22 protein-coding genes are annotated in these 21,789 nt (G+C 60.1%); 17 read left to right on the forward strand and 5 right to left on the reverse strand.

Annotation, left to right across the window (positions count from 1 at the left end; genetic code table 11):
* Nucleotides 1–159: 159 nt before the first annotated feature.
* The 4 genes from QD357_RS04875 to QD357_RS04890 all read left to right on the forward strand — a co-directional run bounded on the left by QD357_RS04875 (nucleotide 160) and on the right by QD357_RS04890 (nucleotide 3,658).
* The gene (locus QD357_RS04875; protein ID WP_414124083.1) at nucleotides 160–453 is read left to right on the forward strand and encodes an ArsR/SmtB family transcription factor; all 294 of its coding nucleotides are present in this window, start codon (nucleotides 160–162) and stop codon (nucleotides 451–453) included.
* Nucleotide 454: 1 nt separating this feature from the next.
* A complete protein-coding gene (locus QD357_RS04880; protein ID WP_414124084.1) occupies nucleotides 455–1,621 on the forward strand; it encodes an MFS transporter in 1,167 nt (388 codons plus the stop codon).
* A 46-nt stretch (nucleotides 1,622–1,667) separates the two neighbouring features.
* The gene (locus QD357_RS04885; RefSeq protein ID WP_107108628.1) at nucleotides 1,668–2,777 is read left to right on the forward strand and encodes an alkene reductase; all 1,110 of its coding nucleotides are present in this window, start codon (nucleotides 1,668–1,670) and stop codon (nucleotides 2,775–2,777) included.
* A gap of 80 nt (nucleotides 2,778–2,857) precedes the next feature.
* Complete coding sequence (locus QD357_RS04890) at nucleotides 2,858–3,658, forward strand: aminoglycoside phosphotransferase family protein (protein ID WP_107108629.1); 801 nt, start codon at nucleotides 2,858–2,860, stop codon at nucleotides 3,656–3,658.
* A 6-nt stretch (nucleotides 3,659–3,664) separates the two neighbouring features.
* Here QD357_RS04890 and QD357_RS04895 read toward each other — a convergent pair whose 3' ends face one another.
* Entirely contained in the window at nucleotides 3,665–4,639 is a 975-nt protein-coding gene (locus tag QD357_RS04895) for an NAD-dependent epimerase/dehydratase family protein (protein WP_414124085.1), read from the reverse strand.
* A 90-nt stretch (nucleotides 4,640–4,729) separates the two neighbouring features.
* Here QD357_RS04895 and QD357_RS04900 point away from each other — a divergent pair, with 90 nt between their 5' ends.
* Entirely contained in the window at nucleotides 4,730–5,629 is a 900-nt protein-coding gene (locus QD357_RS04900) for a LysR family transcriptional regulator (RefSeq protein ID WP_107108631.1), read from the forward strand.
* A 65-nt stretch (nucleotides 5,630–5,694) separates the two neighbouring features.
* Here QD357_RS04900 and QD357_RS04905 read toward each other — a convergent pair whose 3' ends face one another.
* Nucleotides 5,695–5,976, reverse strand: coding sequence for a DUF2188 domain-containing protein (locus QD357_RS04905; RefSeq protein ID WP_028751637.1), 282 nt, complete (start codon nucleotides 5,974–5,976; stop codon nucleotides 5,695–5,697).
* Between the two features lie 231 nt (nucleotides 5,977–6,207).
* Between QD357_RS04905 and QD357_RS04910 the strand changes: the two genes are divergently transcribed.
* Nucleotides 6,208–7,305: a calcium:proton antiporter gene (locus tag QD357_RS04910; RefSeq protein ID WP_107108632.1), complete on the forward strand. Its 1,098-nt coding sequence runs from the start codon at nucleotides 6,208–6,210 to the stop codon at nucleotides 7,303–7,305.
* A 141-nt stretch (nucleotides 7,306–7,446) separates the two neighbouring features.
* Here the strand turns inward: QD357_RS04910 and QD357_RS04915 are convergent, their stop codons facing one another.
* The gene (locus QD357_RS04915; RefSeq protein WP_107108633.1) at nucleotides 7,447–8,649 is read right to left on the reverse strand and encodes a pyridoxal phosphate-dependent aminotransferase; all 1,203 of its coding nucleotides are present in this window, start codon (nucleotides 8,647–8,649) and stop codon (nucleotides 7,447–7,449) included.
* Between the two features lie 458 nt (nucleotides 8,650–9,107).
* Between QD357_RS04915 and QD357_RS04920 the strand changes: the two genes are divergently transcribed.
* The 6 genes from QD357_RS04920 to QD357_RS04945 all read left to right on the forward strand — a co-directional run bounded on the left by QD357_RS04920 (nucleotide 9,108) and on the right by QD357_RS04945 (nucleotide 15,725).
* Nucleotides 9,108–11,507 (forward strand): marine proteobacterial sortase target protein, encoded by a 2,400-nt coding sequence (locus tag QD357_RS04920; RefSeq protein WP_107108634.1) that lies wholly within the window; start codon nucleotides 9,108–9,110, stop codon nucleotides 11,505–11,507.
* Between the two features lie 29 nt (nucleotides 11,508–11,536).
* A complete protein-coding gene (locus QD357_RS04925; RefSeq protein WP_245407483.1) occupies nucleotides 11,537–12,241 on the forward strand; it encodes a class GN sortase in 705 nt (234 codons plus the stop codon).
* 123 nt (nucleotides 12,242–12,364) lie between these two features.
* Nucleotides 12,365–13,456: a PQQ-dependent sugar dehydrogenase gene (locus tag QD357_RS04930; RefSeq protein ID WP_107108842.1), complete on the forward strand. Its 1,092-nt coding sequence runs from the start codon at nucleotides 12,365–12,367 to the stop codon at nucleotides 13,454–13,456.
* 85 nt (nucleotides 13,457–13,541) lie between these two features.
* Nucleotides 13,542–14,432 (forward strand): DMT family transporter, encoded by an 891-nt coding sequence (locus tag QD357_RS04935; RefSeq protein WP_107108636.1) that lies wholly within the window; start codon nucleotides 13,542–13,544, stop codon nucleotides 14,430–14,432.
* 500 nt (nucleotides 14,433–14,932) lie between these two features.
* On the forward strand, nucleotides 14,933–15,148 hold the full coding sequence (locus QD357_RS04940) for a cold-shock protein (protein ID WP_004116423.1): 216 nt from the start codon (nucleotides 14,933–14,935) through the stop codon (nucleotides 15,146–15,148).
* Nucleotides 15,149–15,296: 148 nt separating this feature from the next.
* The gene (locus QD357_RS04945) at nucleotides 15,297–15,725 is read left to right on the forward strand and encodes a BA14K family protein (protein WP_107108637.1); all 429 of its coding nucleotides are present in this window, start codon (nucleotides 15,297–15,299) and stop codon (nucleotides 15,723–15,725) included.
* 144 nt (nucleotides 15,726–15,869) lie between these two features.
* On the opposite strand, the gene QD357_RS04950 is transcribed toward QD357_RS04945, so the two are convergent.
* Nucleotides 15,870–16,514: an MBL fold metallo-hydrolase gene (locus tag QD357_RS04950; protein WP_245407484.1), complete on the reverse strand. Its 645-nt coding sequence runs from the start codon at nucleotides 16,512–16,514 to the stop codon at nucleotides 15,870–15,872.
* A gap of 169 nt (nucleotides 16,515–16,683) precedes the next feature.
* Between QD357_RS04950 and QD357_RS04955 the strand changes: the two genes are divergently transcribed.
* Nucleotides 16,684–17,301 (forward strand): DUF1236 domain-containing protein, encoded by a 618-nt coding sequence (locus QD357_RS04955; RefSeq protein ID WP_107108638.1) that lies wholly within the window; start codon nucleotides 16,684–16,686, stop codon nucleotides 17,299–17,301.
* 245 nt (nucleotides 17,302–17,546) lie between these two features.
* Nucleotides 17,547–17,807 (forward strand): hypothetical protein, encoded by a 261-nt coding sequence (locus QD357_RS04960; RefSeq protein ID WP_107108639.1) that lies wholly within the window; start codon nucleotides 17,547–17,549, stop codon nucleotides 17,805–17,807.
* A gap of 72 nt (nucleotides 17,808–17,879) precedes the next feature.
* Here QD357_RS04960 and QD357_RS04965 read toward each other — a convergent pair whose 3' ends face one another.
* The gene (locus QD357_RS04965) at nucleotides 17,880–18,770 is read right to left on the reverse strand and encodes a branched-chain amino acid aminotransferase (RefSeq protein ID WP_107108640.1); all 891 of its coding nucleotides are present in this window, start codon (nucleotides 18,768–18,770) and stop codon (nucleotides 17,880–17,882) included.
* Between the two features lie 258 nt (nucleotides 18,771–19,028).
* On the opposite strand from QD357_RS04965, the gene QD357_RS04970 reads away from it, so the two are divergent.
* The 3 genes from QD357_RS04970 to QD357_RS04980 all read left to right on the forward strand — a co-directional run bounded on the left by QD357_RS04970 (nucleotide 19,029) and on the right by QD357_RS04980 (nucleotide 21,692).
* Nucleotides 19,029–19,505, forward strand: a complete 477-nt coding sequence (locus QD357_RS04970; protein ID WP_107108641.1) for a MarR family winged helix-turn-helix transcriptional regulator — start codon at nucleotides 19,029–19,031, stop codon at nucleotides 19,503–19,505.
* A gap of 89 nt (nucleotides 19,506–19,594) precedes the next feature.
* The gene (locus tag QD357_RS04975) at nucleotides 19,595–20,296 is read left to right on the forward strand and encodes a response regulator (RefSeq protein ID WP_414124086.1); all 702 of its coding nucleotides are present in this window, start codon (nucleotides 19,595–19,597) and stop codon (nucleotides 20,294–20,296) included.
* Nucleotides 20,297–20,312: 16 nt separating this feature from the next.
* Nucleotides 20,313–21,692, forward strand: coding sequence for an ATP-binding protein (locus QD357_RS04980; protein WP_107108643.1), 1,380 nt, complete (start codon nucleotides 20,313–20,315; stop codon nucleotides 21,690–21,692).
* Nucleotides 21,693–21,789: the final 97 nt, after the last annotated feature.

Below are 21,789 nucleotides of genomic sequence, written 5' to 3' on the forward strand. Positions count from 1 at the left end.
CAAGGGCCCTGGTTTTTCCGGTGGCCCTCTTTTTTTGCCCAAATTCTGAGCATGCCGCCGCCGTGAATTGCGTAAAATAATTTGCTGCGGCTCACCTTGATATATCGAAAATCGACGATACATAAATCGTCTCTTTTCGATATTCACTTGGTGAGCATCATGGACAGAACTGAGATACTGAAGGCATTGGCCCATCCCGCCAGGCTCGAAATCCTCAATCAGCTCAAAGATCCGCACACCCATTTTCCGACCCAGGAACACCCGCTGGAGCTGGGTGTCTGCGCCAGTCAGTTCGAGCGTTGCGGCCTGTCGCAATCCACTGTTTCCGCCCATCTCGGCACACTGCATCGTGCCGGCCTGGTAACCACCAAGCGCCTTGGCCAGTGGATTTTCTACAAGCGCAACGAGAAAACCATCGCCGAATTCCTTGCCACCCTACAGAAGGAGCTTTGACATGCCGCTCGCTCTCCTTGTCCTGGCGTTGAGTTCTTTTGCCATCGGAACGACCGAATTCGTCATCATGGGCCTGCTGCCCGAAGTTGCCACCGATTTGTCCATCAGCATCCCGCAAGCCGGCTGGTTGGTGACCGGCTATGCGCTGGCGGTGGCAATCGGTGCGCCGATCATGGCCATCTCCACAGCGCATCTGTGCCGCCGCTCGACGCTGATCATGTTGATGGGTCTCTTCATTCTCGGCAACCTGCTCTGCGCCATCGCACCCGGCTATTGGGTCCTGATGATCGCCCGCATCGTCACCGCGCTTTGCCATGGTGCCTTCTTCGGCATCGGTTCGGTTGTTGCTGCAAACCTCGTCACCGAGGACCGCAAGGCTCGCGCCCTCGCGCTGATGTTCACCGGTCTGACGCTCGCCAATGTGCTTGGTGTGCCGCTCGGTACCGCGCTCGGCCACGCTTTCGGCTGGCACACACCCTTTTGGATCATCACCCTGCTGGGCGTCGCCTCGCTTATCGGCTTGGTGCTTGTCCTGCCCAAAGGCGAAGAAGTCCGCCAGGGCAGCCTTGCCCGCGAACTCCTGGCGCTACGCGGTCTCGGCCTGTGGCTGTMGCTGATGACAACGGTATTTTTCGCCTCGTCCATGTTCGCGCTGTTCACGTATATTGCGCCGCTGCTGAGGGAAATCACCGGCGTTTCGCCGCGATGGGTAACCTTGACGCTATTGTGGATGGGCATCGGCCTCACCATCGGCAATCTCATCGGCGGCAAGCTCGCGGACTGGCGTCTCGGCACCACACTTGCCGGCACCTTCCTGGCGATCGCGCTGACCTCGGCCATCTTCAGCATCTCCAGCCATTTCTTCATCCCAGCCGAGATCACCCTCTTCCTCTGGTCTGCGGCAAGCTTCGCCGCAGTGCCGGCGCTGCAGATCAACGTCGTCGGTTTCGGCAAGGATGCGCCGAACCTCGTGTCGACCATCAATATCGGCGCCTTCAATACCGGCAACGCACTCGGAGCCTGGGTCGGTGGCGTCGTCATCGACGCCGGCTTCTCGCTGTCGCACGTACCGCTCGCCGGTGCCGCCATGGCCCTCCTCGGCCTTGCCACCGTGGCGTTGACCTTCGCGACCGTCAGAGCGAAGAGCGCCGCTGCCGCCTCCTCCTAAACTTTGCCTTCAACACTTCATTCCGTAAAACAGGAAAGGACCTCCCATGAGCAAACTCTTTGAACCGACTAAGCTTGGCGATATCTCCCTCGCCAACCGTATCGTCATGGCACCGCTGACGCGCAATCGCTCTCCGAATGCCGTGCCGAACGACTTGAACGTCAAATATTATGGTCAGCGCGCCACGGCCGGCCTGATCATCACCGAAGCAACCGCCATCACCCATCAGGGCCAGGGCTATGCCGACGTGCCCGGTCTCTACACAAAGGAAGCTCTCGACGGCTGGAAGAAAGTGACCGACGCCGTGCACGCAAACGGCGGCAAGATCGTCGTGCAGATGTGGCATGTCGGCCGTATCTCCCACACCACACTGCAGCCGAATGGCGGCAAGCCTGTTTCCTCCACCTCCAGGCGCGCCAATGCCAAGACCTATCTGGTCAACGGCGATGGCAGCGGCGCTTTTGCCGATGTCTCGGAACCGCGCGCCCTTGAGGCCTCGGAAATTCCGGGAATCATCGAGGATTACCGCAAGGCCGCTCGCGCCGCGATCGAAGCCGGATTTGACGGCGTCGAAATCCATGGCGCCAACGGCTATCTCATCGACCAGTTCCTCCGCGCCGACGTGAACGATCGTACAGACCAATATGGCGGCTCGATCGAAAACCGCGCCCGTTTCCTTTTCGAGGTTGTGGACGCCGTGACCAAGGAAGTCGGCGCCGGCCGCACCGCGATCCGCATCTCGCCGGTAACGCCGTCGGGCGATGCCAGCGATCCGCATCCGCAGGCGCTCTTTACCTACGTCATCGAAGGCCTGGCAAAATATGGTCTCGCCTACATCCACACCGTCGAAGGCCAGACGGGCGGCGCCCGTGACTTCCTGCCCTTTGACTATGACGCCCTGCACGCCGCCTATAAGGCTGCGGGCGGCAAGGCAGCCTGGATGCTCAACAACGGCTACAATCGCGAGATGGCCATCGAAGCGGTCGAAAGCGGCAAGGCCGACGTCGTTGCCTTCGGCAAGCCGTTCATCGCCAACCCGGACCTCGTCCGCCGTCTGAAGGAAAACGCCCCCCTCGCCGTCCTCAACCAGGCTACGCTCTATGGCGGCGGTGCAAACGGCTACGCTGACTACCCGACGCTCGACGAAGTGGCTTAACTCCCACCGCTCCGATCATGACGGAAAATCCCGCTGCCAGGCGGGATTTTCTTTTTGGGGATAGCCGTTAGAGTGCACGCATGTTTGAGCCCTATTTGAAGCGCTGGTCGCTCGCACCGGATGGCGAGGCGATTATCACCCGTTCCAGTCATCTTCTGCCAGTCATTTGGCGCGGCGTGCCCGCCATGCTGAAGGTCGCACTCGATATTGACGAGAAGCTCGGCAGCCAGGTCTTGCGCTGGTGGGATGGCGACGGTGCGGCGCAGGTCTTCGAACACGACACCGACGCAGCACTTCTGGAGAGAGCAACCGGACCAAGGTCCCTGCTGACGATGGCGATGGAAGGTGGTGATAACGAGGCAAGCCGGATCATCTGCCACACGGCCGCTAAGCTCCACGCGCCGCGGGCAACGCCGTTGCCGGATCTCGTCCCGCTTGACCGCTGGTTCCGAGAGCTGGAGCCGGCGGCGCGCGCCCATGGCGGCGTTCTCACCACCTGCGCCGAGATTGCCGGTCACCTGCTTGCGGATCAGCGCGACCTCACCGTTCTGCATGGCGATATCCACCATGAGAATATCATGGATTTCGGTCCGCGCGGCTGGCTCGCCATCGACCCGAAGCGCGTTCACGGTGAACGCGGCTACGATTTCGCCAATACCTTCTGCAATCCGGAACTCCCCATCGTCACCGCTCCCGGTCGTCTGCAGCGTCAATTGCCGATCGTCTGCACCGAAGCAAGATTGAAACCGAAGCGGATGCTGCAGTGGATCGTCGCCTATGCCGGTCTCTCTGCCGCCTGGTTTCTCAGCGACGGCGATACCAAGAATGCCGAGTCGGACTTTACCGTCGCCAGGATAGCGCTTGCCGAACTCCGGACCTAACGCGCCTTACCGTGCCGGCAGGCAGCCGAGTGCCGCCAGGCTCGTCTTCACCGCCTCGTCGATCGGAGTATGCGGCTCCTCGCCGAGCACAGCCAGCAGTTTGTCATTTCTCATCTGCAGCGGCACTTTCCAGAGATAGCGCATTTCACGCAGCTCTTTCATCAGCGGCACGAAAGGCGCGGCAAGCGGCAGTATCCACCAGGGAAAGGATTTCGCTTTCACCCTATGTCCGACCACCCGCTCGATCGCGCCAATCATCTGCTGGCCGTCACCATCCCAATGGCCGCGCATGTGGTAGACGGCAAAAGTGGGAAGCGCGTCACCCTTCTCGATCAGCCGGATCATTGTTTCGGCGACGTCAGGCAGATAGGCGCATTGATGGCCGATGCCCGCCCTACCCGGATTGGTCACCGACGCCACCGGCTTGCCGGGTTTTACAACGCCCTGAGAGAACCAGCTATTGGTGACGCGCTCGCCGAAGAAATCCCCGGCGCGGAGGATAATGACCGGCGTGCCGGCCTCTGCCGCCGCCTTCAGGCGCCGCTCCATTTCGACGCGGATCGCGCCCTTGCGTGTCTGCGGATGCTGCGGGCTGTCCTCGGTCACATTGGGAAGGACGTCCGGCCCGAAATTGTAGACTGTGCCCGGCAGGACAATCCTCGCGCCGACCGCTTTCGCCGCCGCGATCGTGCTGTCGAGCATTGGCAGGACCAATTGCCCCCAATTGCGATAGCCGGGCGGGTTGACGGCATGCACGATAACCTCAACGCCCGCCGCCGCCTTCAATACATCGCCCGCCTGCATTGCATCACCCTGCACCCAGTCGAATCCGGGCTCGCGGCGCGCGGCCTCGGCTGCGTTGCGGTTCAGCGCCCGGATGCGCCAGCCACGGGCAGCGAGCCCGCGAGCGACGGCGCCGCCGATACCGCCAGTGGCGCCTAGTACGAGAGCGGTCTTTCCAGTGTTCGTCTGCTCAGTCATCGTCATCTCCATCGGTTGATGAGATGACTATGCCGCGCAGCTGCGATAAACGAAATTGCCAAAAAATCTGCACATGATATACAAAAATATATGGCATCCACATCAGAACCAAGCTGGGATTTCTACCGCACCTTCCTCGCCGTGCTCCGTCACGGCTCGCTTTCGGCTGCCGCCCGGGAACTCGGCCTGACCCAGCCGACCATCGGCCGCCATATCGACGCGCTGGAAGCAACTGTAGGCGCCGAGCTCTTCACGCGCTCACAACAAGGCCTTCTTCCGACCGACGCGGCCCTCGCCCTCAAACCCTATGCGGAAACCCTGGCCAGCACGACTGCCGCACTGCTGCGCGTCGCGTCCGAAGCGCGCGATAGTGTCAGCGGCACCGTGCGCATTAGCGCCAGCGAGGTCATCGGCGCGGAAGTCTTGCCGCCGATCCTGGCGGAGCTGCAGGCCGCGCATCCCGATCTGATCATCGAGCTCTCCGCCTCCGACGCTGTTGAGGACCTATTGCAGCGAGAAGCAGATATCGCCGTGCGCATGGTCGCGCCCACACAGGATGCACTGCTTGCGCGCCGTATCGGCGTCATCCCCCTCGGCTTGTTCGCGCATCGCAACTATCTAAAGCGATACGGCGAACCCAAGAGCATTGCGGACCTGCGTCACCACAAGTTGATCGGTTTCGATCGCCAGACCGCTTACATCCGCACGATGTTGAAGCGCTATCCCCTGTTTGACGGCATCTCCTTTGCCTTCAAGTCGGATCACAGCATAGCGCTGCACAACGCATTATGCGCCGGCATCGGCATCAGCTTCTATCAAGTGCCGCTTGCAAAAAGGGATGAAAATCTTGTCCGGCTGCTGCCCGAGATCGAACTCGCGCTAGACACCTGGGTCGCCATGCATGAGAACCTGAAGACGTCACCGCGCTGCCGCGTGACGTTCGATGCGCTGGTGGCCGGATTGCTGGACTACGTCAAAGCTGACGCATAGTGGGGCCGCCGCGAAGCAAGACTTCATCGACATGAGTCGACCAGGCATCACGGGAGCGGTAGCGCTCAGGCGCCAGGAGCCGTATCGACAGGCGGGAAACGCACCTTACCGTCGACAACTTCCGTTTCCGGACGGTCGCCGCCATCGGTGTATTCTTCGTGCCATTTGCCCCGCTCGTCCTGCCAACTGATCTCTGCCGAATCGCCGCCAACCTGCTGTTCGGCCGCCACGATCCTGGCCGCCTCCACTGCTTCGGAATGAGTCGGAAACGCCTCGGAATAGACTTCGCCAAAACGATACGCCCATCCGCCGTCATGTGGCACAATTTCGTAAGTGACCTTGACCATTCACAGCCTCCTTCTCATCTGCCAAGACCTTAGGCTCCGGGTGCCACCCGGCAGGACCGCGGTCCATCTCAGACGAATTGCAAGGATGCCGCGATATTGGGTTGGGCAGACCGATCCGGACAGTATTCCATTAAACGCCGTGGACTGCAAATCTTGTCATCTACGCGCATGCTTGATGTGAGAAATCATTGATTTAGACTGAGAAAGTGAATCCGTGCGAAAGGTGAGGACTTGGCAATATCGAGCTGGCTGAAGCAGGAAAAGTTCCTGATCATCGCGTTTGCAGTCGCCGTCGTGGCCTATCTCGGCGAACATGCGGTGCTGGATATGGGGCGGATCGCATCGCTGTTGGCCGCCGCCGGACTGATTGCAACCATCGTCCTTGTCTCAATGCGCGTCGCCCATCACGCCGAGATTCTGGCGACCAAAGTCGGTGATCCCTATGGCACGATGATCCTCACTCTATCGGCCGTCGCTGTCGAAGTGATCATGCTGGCAATCCTGATGGGTGGCGAAAGCTCGCCAACGCTCGTGCGCGATACGATCTATTCCGCCGTCATGCTCGACATCAACGGCATCCTCGGTCTTGCCGCCCTGCTCGGCGGCCTGAAGCACGGCGAACAGCCCTATAATGACGATTCCGGCAAGACCTACGGCGTGATGATCCTAACCGCCATGGGCATTTCGATGATCGTGCCGGAGTTCATCCCCGATGCAAAATGGCACTATTACTCCGCCTTCACCATCGCCGCGATGATCGCGCTTTACGGTCTTTTCCTGCGCATGCAGGTCGGTCAGCACAGCTATTTCTTCAGCTACAGCTATCCGCGCGTCGAGAAGAAGCATGGCGCACAAGAGGATCATCATGGCGAAGACTCCACCGCAGCCTCCATCGTCACCATTCTGATCGGCGTCGTGTTGATCGGCGGCCTTGCCGAGTTCATGTCGGCCTTCATGGATGTCGGCCTCAGGGATAGCGGTGCGCCGCCGGCGATTGCCGCCATCGTGGTCGCCGCCATTTCCGCCGCCCCGGAAATCTTGACGGCACTGCGCGCGGCACTGCGAAACCGCATGCAGGCGACCATCAATATCGCCATGGGCGCCTCGCTGTCGACCGTCATCCTGACGGTGCCGGTCATGGAGGCAATCGCGCTCTATACGGGCCAGCCCTTCGTCATGGCCATGTCGCCGGTACAGACCGTGATGATCATGATCACGTTGATTGCCGCAGCGATCAATCTCAACGACGGCGAGACCAATGCCATCGAAGGCATGACCCATTTCATCCTCTTCGCCACGTTCATCATGCTGACGGCGCTCGGACTTTGATTCTGATTTCAAGGACTTGCGCCGACGGGCGGACTCAAATCGCGAAGCGCTTGACTCAATTGATGAACCCGAAACCATCGGCCTGAACGCAAAAAGCCCGCCATCTCTGGCGGGCTTTTTATTTGACTTATCTTCGACTGCTTACTTGCAGGCCGCGCAGAAGCGCTGAATGCGGCGGCAAGCTTCTTCGAGAAGGTCTTCCGAAGTCGCGTAGGAAATGCGGAAATTCGGGCCGAGGCCGAAGGCGGAGCCGTGGACCACGGCGACGCCTTCCGATTCCAGCAATTCCGACACGAAGTCTTCGTCCGTCTCGATGACCTTGCCGGTCGGCGAAGTCTTGCCGATCAGGCCGGCGCAGGACGGATAGACGTAGAATGCGCCTTCCGGAACCGGGCAGGAAATGCCCTTCGCCTGGTTCAGCATCGATACGACGAGATCGCGGCGGCCTTCGAAGATCTTCTTGTTGCGCGGAATGAAATCCTGCGGACCGTTCAGCGCTTCGACAGCAGCCCATTGCGCAATCGATGTCGCGCCCGAGGTCTGCTGGCCCTGGATCATGTCCATGGCCTTGATGAGCTGCAGCGGGCCTGCGGCGTAACCGATACGCCAGCCGGTCATCGCATAGGCCTTCGAGACACCGTTCATCGTCAGCGTGCGATCATAGAGGCTCGGCTCGACTTCAACCGGCGTGGCGAATTTGAACTCGCCATAGGTCAGGTGCTCGTACATGTCGTCCGTCAGAATCCAGACGTGCGGATGCTCGACCAGCACGTCCGTCAGCGCCTTCAGTTCGGCGTGCGTGTAAGCAGCGCCCGACGGGTTGGACGGCGAGTTGAACATGAACCACTTCGTCTTCGGCGTGATCGCCTTCTCAAGATCGGCAGGCTGGAGCTTGAAGCTGTTCTCCTGCGTCGTCGCGACAAAAACCGGAGTGCCGCCGCAAAGCGCCACCATTTCCGGGTAGGAAACCCAGTAAGGCGTCGGGATGATGACTTCATCGCCGGCATTCAGCGTCGCCATGAAGGCGTTGAACAAGATCTGCTTGCCGCCGGTGCCGACGATCGTCTGCTCCCAGGTATAGTCAAGATTGTTCTCGCGCTTGAACTTGGCAGCGATTGCCTTGCGCAGTTCCGGAATGCCGGAGACGGGCGTGTACTTCGTCTCGCCGCGGTTGATCGCGTCGATGGCGGCCTTCTTGATATTGTCAGGCGTATCGAAATCCGGCTCGCCGGCGCCGAGGCCGATCACGTCACGGCCTTTTGCTTTCAGCTCGCGCGCTTTCTGGGAAACGGCGATGGTGGCAGAAGGCTTTACACGGGAAAGAGCGTCGGCAAGAAAGGCCATGATGATCGGTCCTAATCGGTTGGAAGTGGGCAGAAAGCCTGTGGACCAGATTTCTGCGCTAAGCTCTATGTCGAATGTAGGCCGCCGTTTCAAGCACAAAGGCGTCACAGTGACGTTATTTCGAGACATGCAGACGGCGCGCCACACGCCATCGTTGGGCTGCCATACGCCCGCCATTTTCCGAAACGAAGCTCACCCACACGCTCCGGCTGAATAGAGCGATTGAAAAGCGGTCAGATGCGAACGCTCTGCCCGTCGGTTGAATCATTTTGTGAAGCGGCCGATTCAATCTCTGAAGCCGGCGGAAATTCTTCACGAAAATCATACAGATCGTTATACATCTTGATTGCCACAAATTAGCCTTAACAAATGCTTTACGGCGTCGCAATTCGGTCCTGAAGCAGCCTGCTTCCCACACTCTTATCGTGCAATCGCAGCCAGTCACGCAGGGGGTAGCCATGTTTCTGGATGACGAATGCACAACCGAGCGCCTGCGGGCGCGCAGTCTCCTTTCTTCTTTCTCAATCGTAATGATAACATTGGCCGCATTGGCGGTGATGATGCTGAGTCTCATCACGACCGCACGCGCCGAAATCGCGGATCAGCCAGGCCAATCCGGCCAGCAGCTCGCCGGCCTTATTCGCCCGAATGACGTCAACAGCGGCTCGCTGCTCTTCCCGTCCAAGGAGCCCGGCTATTATGTCGAAGCGCCGCGCCTGAAGACGGACGTCGAGATCGACGTCACCGGCCCTGTTTCCCGCGTGAAGGTGACGCAACGGTTCCAGAACCCGAGCAAGGGCTGGGTCGAAGGCACCTATGTCTTCCCGTTGCCGGACAATTCAGCCGTCGACACGCTGCGCATGCAGATCGGCGACCGCTTCATCGAGGGTCAGATCAAGCCGCGCGAAGAAGCACGGCAAATCTATGAGGACGCCAAAGCGCAGGGCAGGAAGACGGCGCTGCTCGAGCAGCAACGGCCGAACATCTTCACCAACCAGGTTGCCAATATCGGTCCCGGCGAAACCGTTGTCGTGCAGATCGAATACCAACAGACGGTCCATCAGTCGGCCGGCCAATTCTCGCTACGCTTCCCGATGGTTGTCGCTCCACGCTATAACCCGCAGCCGATCGTCCAGAGCGTCGAGTTCCACAACGGCACTGGTTTTGCCGTGCAGGACCCGGTCCCGAACAGGGAAAAGATCGAAGCCCCGGTTCTTGATCCGCGTGAAAACGCCAAGATCAATCCGGTATCGTTGACCATCAACCTCAGGGCTGGCTTCCCTCTCGGCGAGGTAAAATCCTCATTCCATGAGATCAATCTCACTGAGAACGGCGAACAGAGCCGCACGATTTCGCTGAAAGGCGACACCGTGCCCGCCGATCGCGATTTTGAGCTGACCTGGGAGGCGGCTCTGGGCAAGACGCCGAGCGCCGGCCTCTTCCGAGAGGTAAAGGACGGCAAAACCTATCTGCTGGCCTTTGTCACGCCGCCGTCGACGCCGGATGCGACGACCCAGCAGCCGAAGCGCGAGGTGGTCTTCGTCATCGACAACTCGGGCTCCATGTCCGGCCCGTCGATCGAACAGGCCCGTGCCAGCCTGGCGCTTGCAATCTCCAAGCTGCAGTCCGACGACCGCTTCAACGTCATCCGCTTCGACGACACGATGACCGATTATTTTCACGGCCTCGTCGCCGCCACGCCCAACAACCGGGAAAAAGCGATCGCCTATGTCAACGGCCTCGACGCTGCCGGCGGCACGGAAATGCTGCCGGCCCTGTCGGATGCGCTCCGCAATCAGGGACCGATCGCCAGCGGCGCGCTCCGCCAGGTCGTCTTCCTGACCGACGGCGCAATCGGCAATGAGCAGCAACTCTTCCAGGAAATCAGCCAGAACCGCGCCGACGCTCGCGTCTTCACCGTTGGCATCGGCTCCGCGCCAAACACCTACTTCATGACCAAGGCCGCCGAAGTCGGCCGCGGCACCTATACCGCCATCGGTTCGCAGGATCAGGTGGCCGAGCGCATGGGCGAGTTGTTCGCCAAGCTCGAAAATCCCGCCATGACCGACATTGCCGCCAGATTCGACAATGCCAAGGCGGACGATATCACACCGAACCCGATGCCTGACCTCTACACCGGCGAACCGGTCGTGCTGACAGCCGAACTCTCCGACGCACAACCGAATGGCAAGCTGCAGATATCGGGCAAGACCGGCGCCCAGCCCTGGCGTGTCGAAATGGATATTGCCGGCGCCGCCGAAGGCAAAGGCATTTCGCAGCTTTGGGCACGCCGCAAGATCGACGATATCGAAGCTCGCGCCTACGAGATCCAGGATCAGGGAGCGCTGGACAAGCAGGTCGAAGCGGTGGCGCTCGCCCACCACCTCGTCTCGCGCGTCACCAGCCTTGTCGCCGTCGACGTTACGCCTTCACGTCCCGCCGACCAGTCGCTCGGTTCTGCCAAACTGCCGCAGAACCTTCCCGCCGGTTGGGATTTCGGCAAGGTCTTCGGCGAAGGCGAAGCGCCGGTCACGGCACCTAGCGGCGAACGCAAGGCCTCGGTTGAGCCGATCGGCGCGGCGGATGAACAGGCAGAGGCGGATCAGGCCGATGTCAACGGCGCTATGCTCCCTAAGTATGGGTCAGCAAAGCGACAGGCGGCGCTGGCAAGCCAGATCGCCGCCGCGCCGACGCCGGCCACCGCCGGCATGATCGCCCGCCAGGCCACATCCAGCGTCAACCTGCCGCAAACGGCGACACCCGCCGAGCGCAACATCATGATCGGCTTGGCCCTGCTCCTTCTCGCGGCGATCATTACTGTGCTCATGATGCTGCGTCGCCGCGTGTTTGGACGGTGAACGCGATGAGGGACGACGGCCATTTCCAAATGTCCAAAGCCCCTCACCCCCACCTTCTCTCCGTGCGCGGGGAGAAGGTGGCCGAGAGGCCGCATGAGGGGCCTTTCCATCGTCTCACACACCTCGAAAAACTCGCTCTCGCCGGTATCATCGTCCTTGCAATGACGGGGCTGAGCTTTCTCGGCAATGGCCTCGATATGAAAGCCAAGGCCGAGCTCGCACAGGTCCTGCTGAAACGCGCCTTCGCCGCGGAGCTTCGCGGCGAAGATGCAAAGCCCTGGCCTTGGGCGGATTTCACCACCGAGGCTGAGGTGCGGGCACCGCGGATCGGCGCGGAAGCGATAGTGCTTGCCGGCGCCAGCGGCCAGGCGCTGGCTTTCGGGCCGGGCTGGCTGACGAATACGCCGCAGCCGGGAGAAGAAGGCACCGCCGTCATCGCCGCCCATCGCGACACGCATTTCCGCTGGTTGAAGGATGTCAAACCGGGCGATCTGATCGAAGTCACGCGCCATGACGGCAAGGTGCTCACCTTCCGGGCCGGTCAGGGCCGTGTCGCACCGTGGGACAAGAACGGCATCGATCCCGCCACGCCCGGTCGGCATCTGGCGCTGGCCACCTGCTGGCCGTTCGATGCCATCACGCGCGGGCCGCTGCGTTATATCGTGGACGCCGAGCTGGTGGAGACTGCCGAACAGACGGCCTTCGCAGACACAAAGACGTTACCCTCGCCATAGCGCGCCTTGACCGGCAATCCGCCCACCCCACGTTGCGTAAATAGTTCATGGAAGGGAGGAGACGGATTGAAGCGCTTTCACAGAATTAGCTGCTGCGCCGTTCTTACGGCTTCCACGCTGGCGATGGCGAATGCCGCCCCTGCCGATCCGGTCAAGACGATCGACACGCAGAAGGTCAAGGTCAAGATCGAGACGATCGCAAGCGGGCTCGACCATCCTTGGGCAGTCGAAGTGCTGCCGGACGGCGCCTACCTCGTGACGGAGCGGCCGGGCCGGATGCGCGTCATCTGCGACGGTAAGACCTCCGACCCGATCGCGGGACTGCCGGATGTCTATGCCCGCGGCCAAGGCGGCCTGCTCGACGTGGCCCTCGATCCGAAATTCGCTGGCAACCGCACCATCTATTTCACCGCCTCCATTGCCGCGGACGGCGGCAGTGGCACGGCGGTCTTCCGCGCGGTCCTGCCGCCGGACGAGCGGCGGCTGACCGATGTGAAGCGCATTTTCGTGATGAACAAGATGTCGCGCGGCAGCATCCAATATGGCTCGCGCATTGCAATCGCCAAGGACGGCAGCCTGTTCGTCAGCCTCGGCGACCGCGGTGAACAGGATCGCGCCCAGGATTTCCACGACGATGCCGGTTCGATCGTCCATATCAACGCCGACGGCGGCATTCCCACCGACAATCCGTTCAAGGACGGCGCAAAAGCCCTGCCGGAAATCTGGTCCAAGGGACATCGCAATCCGGAAGGCATTACCTTCGATACCGCCGATGGCAAGCTTTATACGGTCGAACACGGCGCCAGAGGTGGTGATGAAATCAACACTCCGGAGGCGGGCAAGAATTACGGCTGGCCGGTCATCTCCTACGGACGCAACTATTCCGGCACCAAGATTGGCGTCGGTACGGCAAAGGCAGGCATGGAGCAGCCGCTCTTCTATTGGGACCCGTCGATCGCGCCCGGCGCCATCGCCGTCTATCGCGGCAAAATGTTCCCGGAATGGAAAGGCGATTTCCTTGTCGCCGCGCTGAAATTCGAGCTGCTGTCCCGTCTCGATCGCAACAGTAGCGGCAAGGTGACCGAACGCGAACGCATATTCGACGGAGAATTCGGCCGGTTGCGCGATGTCGTGGTCGCGCCGGATGGAGCGTTGTTGCTGACGACCGACGAGGACGACGGCGCACTGCTGCGCGTTTCCAGGGCAGCGGAATAGGCTCACATCCTTCAGCCTTTTCACCTTGCCCCAAAGAAAAGCAACTGCTAACGGTCAGCCTCTTTCCCTCTCCCGTAGGATGCAGATGACTCGCATACAGGCGAATTTGGTATTGTTGTTGGCTGCCGCCATCTGGGGCGGAGGCTTCGTCGCGCAGTCTACCGCGATGAAGGCGATCGGACCGTTCTGGTTCATCGGCCTGCGCTTCGCCGTCGCCACCATCGTCGTCCTGCCCTTCGTCTGGATGGAAAACCGCAAGGCCAAGAAACCTCTGACGCGCCGGAACTGGCTTTCCTTTTTCCTCGTCGGCGTCGCGCTCTTCGGTGGAGCGGCAACGCAGCAGATCGGGCTTTTGACGACGACCGTCACCAATTCCAGTTTCATCACCGGCCTCTATGTCGTCTTCGTGCCGCTGATCGCCGTCGTCTTCCTGCGCCGCCCGCCGCATTGGATCGTCTGGCCGGCGGCACTGACGGCGCTTGCCGGGATCTATCTCTTGTCCGGTGGCTCCTTCTCGCGGCTGACGGTCGGCGATTTCCTGACCGTCATCTGCGCCCTCTTCTGGGCAGCGCAGATCACCCTCGCCGGCTCTTCCGTCAACGAAACCGGCCGGCCGCTCGGAATCTCCACGATGCAATTTGCGGTCACTGCAGTCGCAGCCCTTGGGGTCGCTGTGATTGCCGAGCCGATCAGCATCGCCGCTATCCAAGGCGCGCTGGGCGAAATCCTCTATGTCGGCATCTTTTCGTCCGGCCTCGCATTCGTGCTGCAGGTCATCGGCCAGCGTTACACAACCGCGCCGCAGGCTGCGATCTTCCTCTCTTCGGAGGCTCTGTTCGGTGCCTCGCTGGGCAGCCTGCTGCTCGGTGAAACCATGGGGCCGCTAGGCTATGCCGGCTGCTCCCTGATGTTTGTCGCCATGCTTGCMGTGGAATTGGTGCCGGAACTCGTTCGGCGACGCGGCGCCATCGCGTGAAAATTGTTGAAAATACGCGTTATGGCTGTTTTGAACGGCTCTTAATGAAATTTTTTCGAATGATCCAAAAGATGGATTTTGGCTATATCATTTGGGAAAATTTCGCCAAAATTATATCGCAAACGATACAAAAACCTTAGAAACCCATTCTCGGCGTGGGAAAATTTGCGATTCGCGCTAACACACTTGCATTACGGCAGTGTGCTCACCAGAACACGTTAAAAAACTTTTGCTTGCCAATTCCCAATAAACACAGCACTCTCACCGCTGTTCGGGCATTTTTAGAGCATGGGAAGTCCTTAATAGAGTTGCGCGCCGGAAACGCTAAATTATTCCGGTCAGCTTGGTTGAGAAACGGATGCGCGAATTCGCTTCGAAACCACGCCGAGGTATAGGGGACCTTTTCCTTCAAATTGCGAGAACTGCCTGCAAGCGCCCGCAAGGGCAATACAGCAATGCTGCCCGTGTGGATGGTGGGCAGAGAGAAAAGGACCTGAGGCATGGCCGAGACTGGCACTGTAAAGTTTTTCAATACCGATAAGGGCTTCGGTTTCATCAAACCGGACAAGGGTGGCGCGGACATCTTTGTGCACATTTCCGCAGTACAGGCTTCTGGTCTGGCAGGTTTGTCGGAAAACCAGAAGGTAAGCTTCGACACGGAACCGGATCGCCGCGGCAAGGGACCGAAGGCCGTCAATCTTCAGATTGCGGGCTGAGACGCCTTACGGCTTTCATTCGAGTTGAAGCCCGGCAGTGATGCCGGGTTTTGTCATTCAGTCTGCATTCAGCTTGCCGCGTCTAGTCATGGCCTCCATGAAAGATTGGGAACTACGGTCTTCCCGGTTCCCCTTAGAGGACAGACTAATGAACATGCTCGGCAAATCGCTCCTAATGTCCGCCGTCGCTGCAGCCCTGACGCTGACGACGATTTCCACAGCTTCGGCCGACGATCACTGGCATCATCACAATGGAGAGGGTTGGGCGATTGGCGCCGCAGGTCTCGCCACCGGCCTGATTGTCGGTTCGGCGATCGCCAGCCAGCCGCGCTATGTCGAACCTGACCCGGTCTACGTCGACCCCGACTATGCGCCCCAGCCCTACTACTATCGCGCCGCGCCGCGCCGCGTCTATGTCGAGCGTGACGTCAGTTATTACGCTCCGCAGCCTGTCGGCTTACGCCCGTGGTCTTCCCAGTGGATGCGCTATTGCTACGATCGCTACAGCAGCTTCGACGGCCGCAGCGGCACCTATCTCGGCTACGATGGCATGCGCCACTTCTGCACAGCCAACTAACCCTACACAAGCTAATCTCTTGAAAGAAAGCGCCGCCATCGAGCGGCGCTTTTATTTTGGCTCAGAGCGGTTCAGCGGTTCAAGGAACTGCTGAACCGCTCTATCCTTTTGTTTTTACGCAATTCCGGACGGAAAACCGCTGCTTTAAAGTCCACGCAGAAAAGGATTGGTGCGGCGCTCCTCGCCGATCTGGCCACCAGGGCCATGGCCGCAGATGAAGCCGACGTCGTCGCCTAAGGGAAATACCTTGTCGCGGATCGATTCCAAAAGCTGCTGGTGATTGCCGCCCGGCAGGTCGGTACGGCCGATCGAGCCATGAAACAGCACGTCGCCGACATGGGCGAATTTCTGCGCTCTGTTGAAATAGATGACATGGCCCGGGGCATGGCCGGGACAATGGAAGACTTCGAACTCATGCTCGCCGAAGGAAACCTTGTCACCGTCCTTCAGGAACCGATCCGGCACCACGTTGCGAACGCCCTCGATGTTGAACATCTTGCTCTTCGCCTCGATATCCTGCAGCAGCGGGCGATCGTCTTCATGCGGGCCAATGACCTCCAGACCGAGCGCCTCCCGAAGTTCGTCAGCGCCGCCGGCATGGTCGATATGACCGTGCGTCAGCCAGATCGCCTTCAGCACAATGCCATTTTCGCGCACCGTCTGCAGGACGACGTCGACGTCGCCGCCGGGATCCACCACGACTCCCTCCTTCGTTTCCGGATCGAACAAGATGGTGCAGTTCTGTTCGAAGGGTGTCACCGGAATGATGCCGGCCTGGAGCATGCCCATGGGAAGCGCCTCGTCTGTTGAATGCATATCCCGCCGATATAATCCCAAACACCAGGCAAAACAGCCCCTCCTCCCCGGAAAATGCCGAGACTGCCGGACAGTGCGGCGGAACCCTCCGCCTTTGCGAGCGTTTGCAAAGGTAGACTGCCAAAGCAAAGGAGAAAGGCCAATGTTTGCAAAGAGAAACTTGCTGCTGATGGGGGTGGTGCTCCTGGGCAGCGCCGGGTTGGCGCAAGCGCAGATGTCGGCGACAACTGCGACCGATCTCGACGTTCGCACCGGCCCTGGTCCGCAGTATCCAAGTGTCGGCATGGCAACCCGCGGCTCTGAAGCGAGCCTCGACGGCTGCATCCAAGGCAGTAGCTGGTGCCGCATCGATGTCAACGGCATGCGCGGCTGGGTAGACGCCGAGGCCTTGAGCGTCGAGCAGAACGGCAATCCGGTCGTCGTCGAGGAGCACTACAGTCAGCTCGGCGTACCAACCATAACCTATAGCACAACCGATCAGACGACGACGGGCAGCGTTTCCCCATCGCCGGACGACGAATTGATCGGCCCGGTGAGTGAGGTCGATGCCGTCGCCCCGCCGACTGAAGTCCGTACCTATATCACCCAGAACCGGGTCAACACCGTGCGGCTGCGCGGCAACGTCGTAGTCGGCGCCACCCTGCCGCAAAGCGTCGTCATCCACCGTATCCCGGATTATCAATACAGCTACGTGGAAGTGAACCGTCAGCCGGTGCTGGTCGATCCGAATACCCGCCGCATCGTCTACGTGTATCAATGAATCGCTGCTGCTAAGCAGCAATTCGTCAAAATCGCCGGCGGCCGAGGGGCCGCCGCTCTTTTTGCGCGGACTTTCCATCGGATTGTTGCGGAATTCTCCCGTGTGAGTTGCCTTCCTGTTTCCACCGGCCGATACATGATGTATTTCTAATATCGATAGAGATTACCGCCACTCCCGAGGCTCAATCCGGGACGTGGCAGAGGGCATTCCGGAAAGGGATTCCGGGACAAGGGGAGAAGGTAATCATGGAAAGTCTGGGGCCAATCATCACGCAACTGATCGCCGGTGCAATCGGCGGTAACGCGGCCAGCGCCGCCCTGAAGCAGGAAGGGATCAATATCGTCGCCAGAACGATTGCCGGCGCCGTCGGCGGTCTGGGCGGCGGCCTCATCCTCAACCTGATCGGCAGCGAGGCGCTGACCGGCCTTATCGCGCAGGGCATTTCCTCGCTGATCGCCGGTGGCGTGCTCTCGGCGATCGTCGGCGCGGTTCTCGGCCGGAAATAAGACGAGGCATCGGACAGAATAAAAGCCGGGGCGAACCAGCCGCACCCGGCTTTCGTAAGCTGTTCTACATCCTTATGCGGCGGCAGCCGCAGTCGGATACACTTCCTTCATGTAATCGTTCATCAGCGTTTCGCTGATCGATGCCGGCGTGAAACGATAAGGTCCGATTTCCGAGACCGGAGTTACTTCCGCCGCCGAACCGGTCAGGAAGCATTCGCTGAAATCGGGAAGTTCTTCCGGCATGATCGCCCGTTCGATCACCTGCAGTCCGCGGCGTTTGGCGAGTTCGATCACCGTCTGGCGCGTGATGCCGTTCAGGAAGCAATCCGGCGTCGGCGTATGGATGACACCGTCCTTGACGAAGAAGATATTGGCGCCCGTCGCCTCCGCCACCTGGCCGCGGTAATCGAGCATCATCGCGTCGGCATAGCCCTTGGCCTCGGCCGCATGTTTGGAGATGGTGCAGATCATGTAGAGGCCGGCGGCCTTCGAGGCGCAAGGCGCAGTCTTCGGATCGGGACGGCGATATTCGGCGATATCGAGGCGGATGCCCTTCAGCTTTTCGGCCGGATTGAAATAGCTGCCCCATTGCCAGATCGCGATCGCAACATTGATGCGGTTGTTCTGGGCGGACACGCCCATCATCTCGCTGCCGCGCCAGGCGATCGGGCGCACATAGGCCTCGGAAAAGCCCTGACGCTTCAACAATTCGATTGTCGCCGCATCCAACTCGGCAACGCTGTAGGGAATCTTGAAACCGAGGATGTCGGCGGACTTGTGAAGACGCTGATTGTGCTCCGTCAGCTTGAAGACCCGGCCGCCATAGGCGCGCTCGCCCTCGAAGACCGCGCTTGCATAGTGCAAACCATGGGTCAGCACATGAATCTTAGCGTCCTTCCAGGGCACGAACTCGCCGTTGAACCAGATCTCCCCATCCAGTTGATCAAAAGGAACCGATGCCATCTTGCTTCTCCTCCGGCGCCCGGACGCCATGACAGTTGATTGTTGTCCCCATTCCGCATTATCCACGATGCAAGTGGGGAAAATATGAGACGTGTTGGAGTTTTGCGCAGCCGGGCTTAGTTTCCAAATATGGCCATATCCGTCCGGGCGGCGCAAGATCGGCGAAAAACTAGCAGCGGCGTAAAAATACGTCAATAATGCTGACATATTTTTGCGTAAGTTTCCCGATTGCCCCAAAATAAGAAAGGAAATGCCAAGGTGCCACGACAGACGAGCCAAAAAGCAGCAAAACCGGAGCTGCTGGCGACGCCGATGGAGAATGCGGGGATCATCGATTTCGAGATCATCGAGCTGCTTTTCTTTGCCTATCGGGACTTCGTGTCCGATCCCGACCAGATTCTGGACAAGAGTGGATTCGGACGCGCCCATCACCGCGTCGTTCATTTCGTTAACCGCGAACCCGGCATGACGGTTGCGGACCTGTTGGAAACATTGAAGATCACCAAACAGAGTTTGGCGCGGGTTCTCAAACAATTGATCGATTCAGGGTATATTCATCAGGTAACCGGGCCTGAGGATCGTCGGCAGCGTAAGCTCTACCCCACACAAGCCGGCCGCGATTTGGCATTGGCGCTGGCCGAGCCGCAATCGCGCCGTATTGAACGGGCATTCGAAGGCGCGTCCGATGCGACGCGCGAAAGCGTCAAAAGGTTCCTGAGGGGAATGCAGGACTAAGTTATGGTCTCGGACCGAAGAGCCGCAAGGCGGTGTCTTGGATAAGATCATATCAATCAAACGGATAGAACAAGATCGAGACGGATTGAATGACGACAAAGACAGCAATTTCGGACGATGCAGCGCACCTCCTGGTCGTGGATGACGACACGCGTATCCGCGCCCTTCTCAACCGTTATCTCATGGAAAAGGGATTCCGCGTGACGGCCGCCGCCGATGGCGCCGAGGCCCGCCGCAAGCTCGAAGGGCTCGATTTCGACCTGATCATCATGGACGTGATGATGCCTGGCGAATCCGGAATCTCGCTGACCGCGAGCCTTCGCGCCATAAAGAACATCCCGATCATCATGCTGACCGCCCTTGCCGAGTCCGAAGCCCGCATCGCCGGCTTGGAAGCAGGCGCCGACGACTATCTGCCTAAGCCGTTCGATCCGCGCGAACTGGTACTGCGCATCAACAATATCCTGCGTCGCAACGCGCCTGCCGACGCGCCGAAGATCGAACAGGTGATGTTCGGCCCCTACACCTTCTCGCTGACCCGCAAGGAGCTGAAGAAGGCCTCCGAGCTTATCCGCCTGACCGACCGCGAGMAGGAAATCATGCTGCTCTTTGCCAAGCGCGCCGGCGACACGATCCCCCGCCACGAACTGATCGGCACCGACGCCGAAGTCGGCGAGCGCACCATCGACGTGCAGATCAACCGCCTGCGCCGCAAGATCGAGGACGATCCGGCCAACCCCATCTGGCTGCAGACGGTGCGCGGCATCGGCTACCGGCTGAGCATAGATTAACCTAGGATCAGCGGCGATGGTGACATTCGACTCGATCAGGCGCGATCAGGAGCACACGCCCTCCAATGGCATGCGCTGGCTTTCGCGCTGGTGGCGGCGACGGCTGCCGACCGGCCTTTTTGCGCGCACGCTGCTGATCTTCATTCTGCCCATGATCATCCTGCAGGCGGTCGTCACCATCGTCTTCATGGAGCGCCACTGGCAGATGGTGACCCAGCGCCTGTCGATGGCCACCACCCGCGACATTGCCGCCATCATCGACATTATCCAAACCTACCCGCAGGATGCCGACTATTCCGCTGTCACGCAGATGGCCCGGCAAAAGCTCGACCTCGCCATCTCGATCGAGCCGGGTGGCGAGCTGCCGCCGCCGCGCGAGAAACCGTTCTTCTCGATTCTCGATGGCATCTTGAGCGACGAAATCCGCGATCAGATCAATCTCCCCTTCTGGGTCGATACGGTCGGCAATTCCAGCCTGGTCGAAATTCGCGTCAAGCTGCCGGATAAAGTGCTGCGCGTCTTTGCCAAGCGCAGCCAGACCTACGCCTCGAATACGCATATCTTCATTCTTTGGATGGTCGGCACATCGCTGGTGCTGATCGGCATTGCCGTGCTGTTCCTGCGCGGCCAGATCCGGCCGATCCTGGCGCTGACGCAGGCTGCAGAGAGCTTCGGCAAGGGGCAGCGGCTGGAGAATTATTCGCCACGCGGCGCCGACGAGGTTCGCCGCGCCGGCCTCGCGTTCATCCTGATGCGCGAGCGCATCGAACGGCAGATCGAGCAGCGCACGGCGATGCTCTCCGGCGTCAGCCATGACCTGCGCACCGTGCTCACGCGCTTCAAACTGCAGCTCGCCCTTGTCGGCGACAATCCCGATCTCGTCGGCCTTAACGAGGACGTCGAGGATATGCAGAGCATGTTGGAAGGCTATATGGCCTTCGCTCGCGGCGAGGCGGAAGAGGATGTCGGCAAGCTTCGGCTCAGCGATATTCTCGACAAGGTCGAGCAGGACTTCTCGCTGCACGGCAAATCCATCAGCTTCTCCATCGATGGCGACGATGAAATCTCCGTCCGTCCGAACGCGTTTACACGGCTGGTGACGAACCTCGCCTCCAATGCACGCCGCTATGCGCACACGCTGCGCATCGAGGCCAAGCACAGTCCCAAATGGCTGACGATCAATTTCGACGATGACGGCCCCGGCATTCCCGTCAATGCGCGCGAGGATGTGTTCAAGCCGTTCTTCCGGCTGGACGAGGCGCGCAATCTCGACAATTCCGGCACGGGTCTCGGCCTTGCTATTGCCCGCGACATCGCGCGCAGCCATGGCGGCAACGTCACGCTCGGCGACAGCCCGCTCGGGGGCCTGCGCGCCACCATCCGCATTCCGGCCTAGAGCGGCTTAGCGTTTCACGGAATCGCTTTCCCACTCTATCCCTTTGTTTTACGCATTCCGGACGGAAAATCACTTCGCACTTTTCCTGGAATTGCTC

It is taken from the genome of Rhizobium sp. BR 317 (genome assembly GCF_047445835.1).
Lineage (GTDB): Bacteria > Pseudomonadota > Alphaproteobacteria > Rhizobiales > Rhizobiaceae > Rhizobium > Rhizobium paranaense.

What these genes read in the sequence shown, in the direction of transcription:
- QD357_RS04875 (WP_414124083.1), top strand. Translation starts at nt 160, where the DNA reads ATGGACAGAACTGAGATACTGAAGGCATTGGCCCATCCCGCCAGGCTC.
- QD357_RS04885 (WP_107108628.1), top strand. Translation starts at nt 1,668, where the DNA reads ATGAGCAAACTCTTTGAACCGACTAAGCTTGGCGATATCTCCCTCGCC.
- QD357_RS04890 (WP_107108629.1), top strand. Translation starts at nt 2,858, where the DNA reads ATGTTTGAGCCCTATTTGAAGCGCTGGTCGCTCGCACCGGATGGCGAG.
- QD357_RS04895 (WP_414124085.1), bottom strand. Translation starts at nt 4,639, where the DNA reads ATGACTGAGCAGACGAACACTGGAAAGACCGCTCTCGTACTAGGCGCC.
- QD357_RS04900 (WP_107108631.1), top strand. Translation starts at nt 4,730, where the DNA reads ATGGCATCCACATCAGAACCAAGCTGGGATTTCTACCGCACCTTCCTC.
- QD357_RS04905 (WP_028751637.1), bottom strand. Translation starts at nt 5,976, where the DNA reads ATGGTCAAGGTCACTTACGAAATTGTGCCACATGACGGCGGATGGGCG.
- QD357_RS04915 (WP_107108633.1), bottom strand. Translation starts at nt 8,649, where the DNA reads ATGGCCTTTCTTGCCGACGCTCTTTCCCGTGTAAAGCCTTCTGCCACC.
- QD357_RS04920 (WP_107108634.1), top strand. Translation starts at nt 9,108, where the DNA reads ATGTTTCTGGATGACGAATGCACAACCGAGCGCCTGCGGGCGCGCAGT.
- QD357_RS04925 (WP_245407483.1), top strand. Translation starts at nt 11,537, where the DNA reads ATGTCCAAAGCCCCTCACCCCCACCTTCTCTCCGTGCGCGGGGAGAAG.
- QD357_RS04930 (WP_107108842.1), top strand. Translation starts at nt 12,365, where the DNA reads ATGGCGAATGCCGCCCCTGCCGATCCGGTCAAGACGATCGACACGCAG.
- QD357_RS04940 (WP_004116423.1), top strand. Translation starts at nt 14,933, where the DNA reads ATGGCCGAGACTGGCACTGTAAAGTTTTTCAATACCGATAAGGGCTTC.
- QD357_RS04945 (WP_107108637.1), top strand. Translation starts at nt 15,297, where the DNA reads ATGAACATGCTCGGCAAATCGCTCCTAATGTCCGCCGTCGCTGCAGCC.
- QD357_RS04950 (WP_245407484.1), bottom strand. Translation starts at nt 16,514, where the DNA reads ATGGGCATGCTCCAGGCCGGCATCATTCCGGTGACACCCTTCGAACAG.
- QD357_RS04955 (WP_107108638.1), top strand. Translation starts at nt 16,684, where the DNA reads ATGTTTGCAAAGAGAAACTTGCTGCTGATGGGGGTGGTGCTCCTGGGC.
- QD357_RS04960 (WP_107108639.1), top strand. Translation starts at nt 17,547, where the DNA reads ATGGAAAGTCTGGGGCCAATCATCACGCAACTGATCGCCGGTGCAATC.
- QD357_RS04965 (WP_107108640.1), bottom strand. Translation starts at nt 18,770, where the DNA reads ATGGCATCGGTTCCTTTTGATCAACTGGATGGGGAGATCTGGTTCAAC.
- QD357_RS04980 (WP_107108643.1), top strand. Translation starts at nt 20,313, where the DNA reads ATGGTGACATTCGACTCGATCAGGCGCGATCAGGAGCACACGCCCTCC.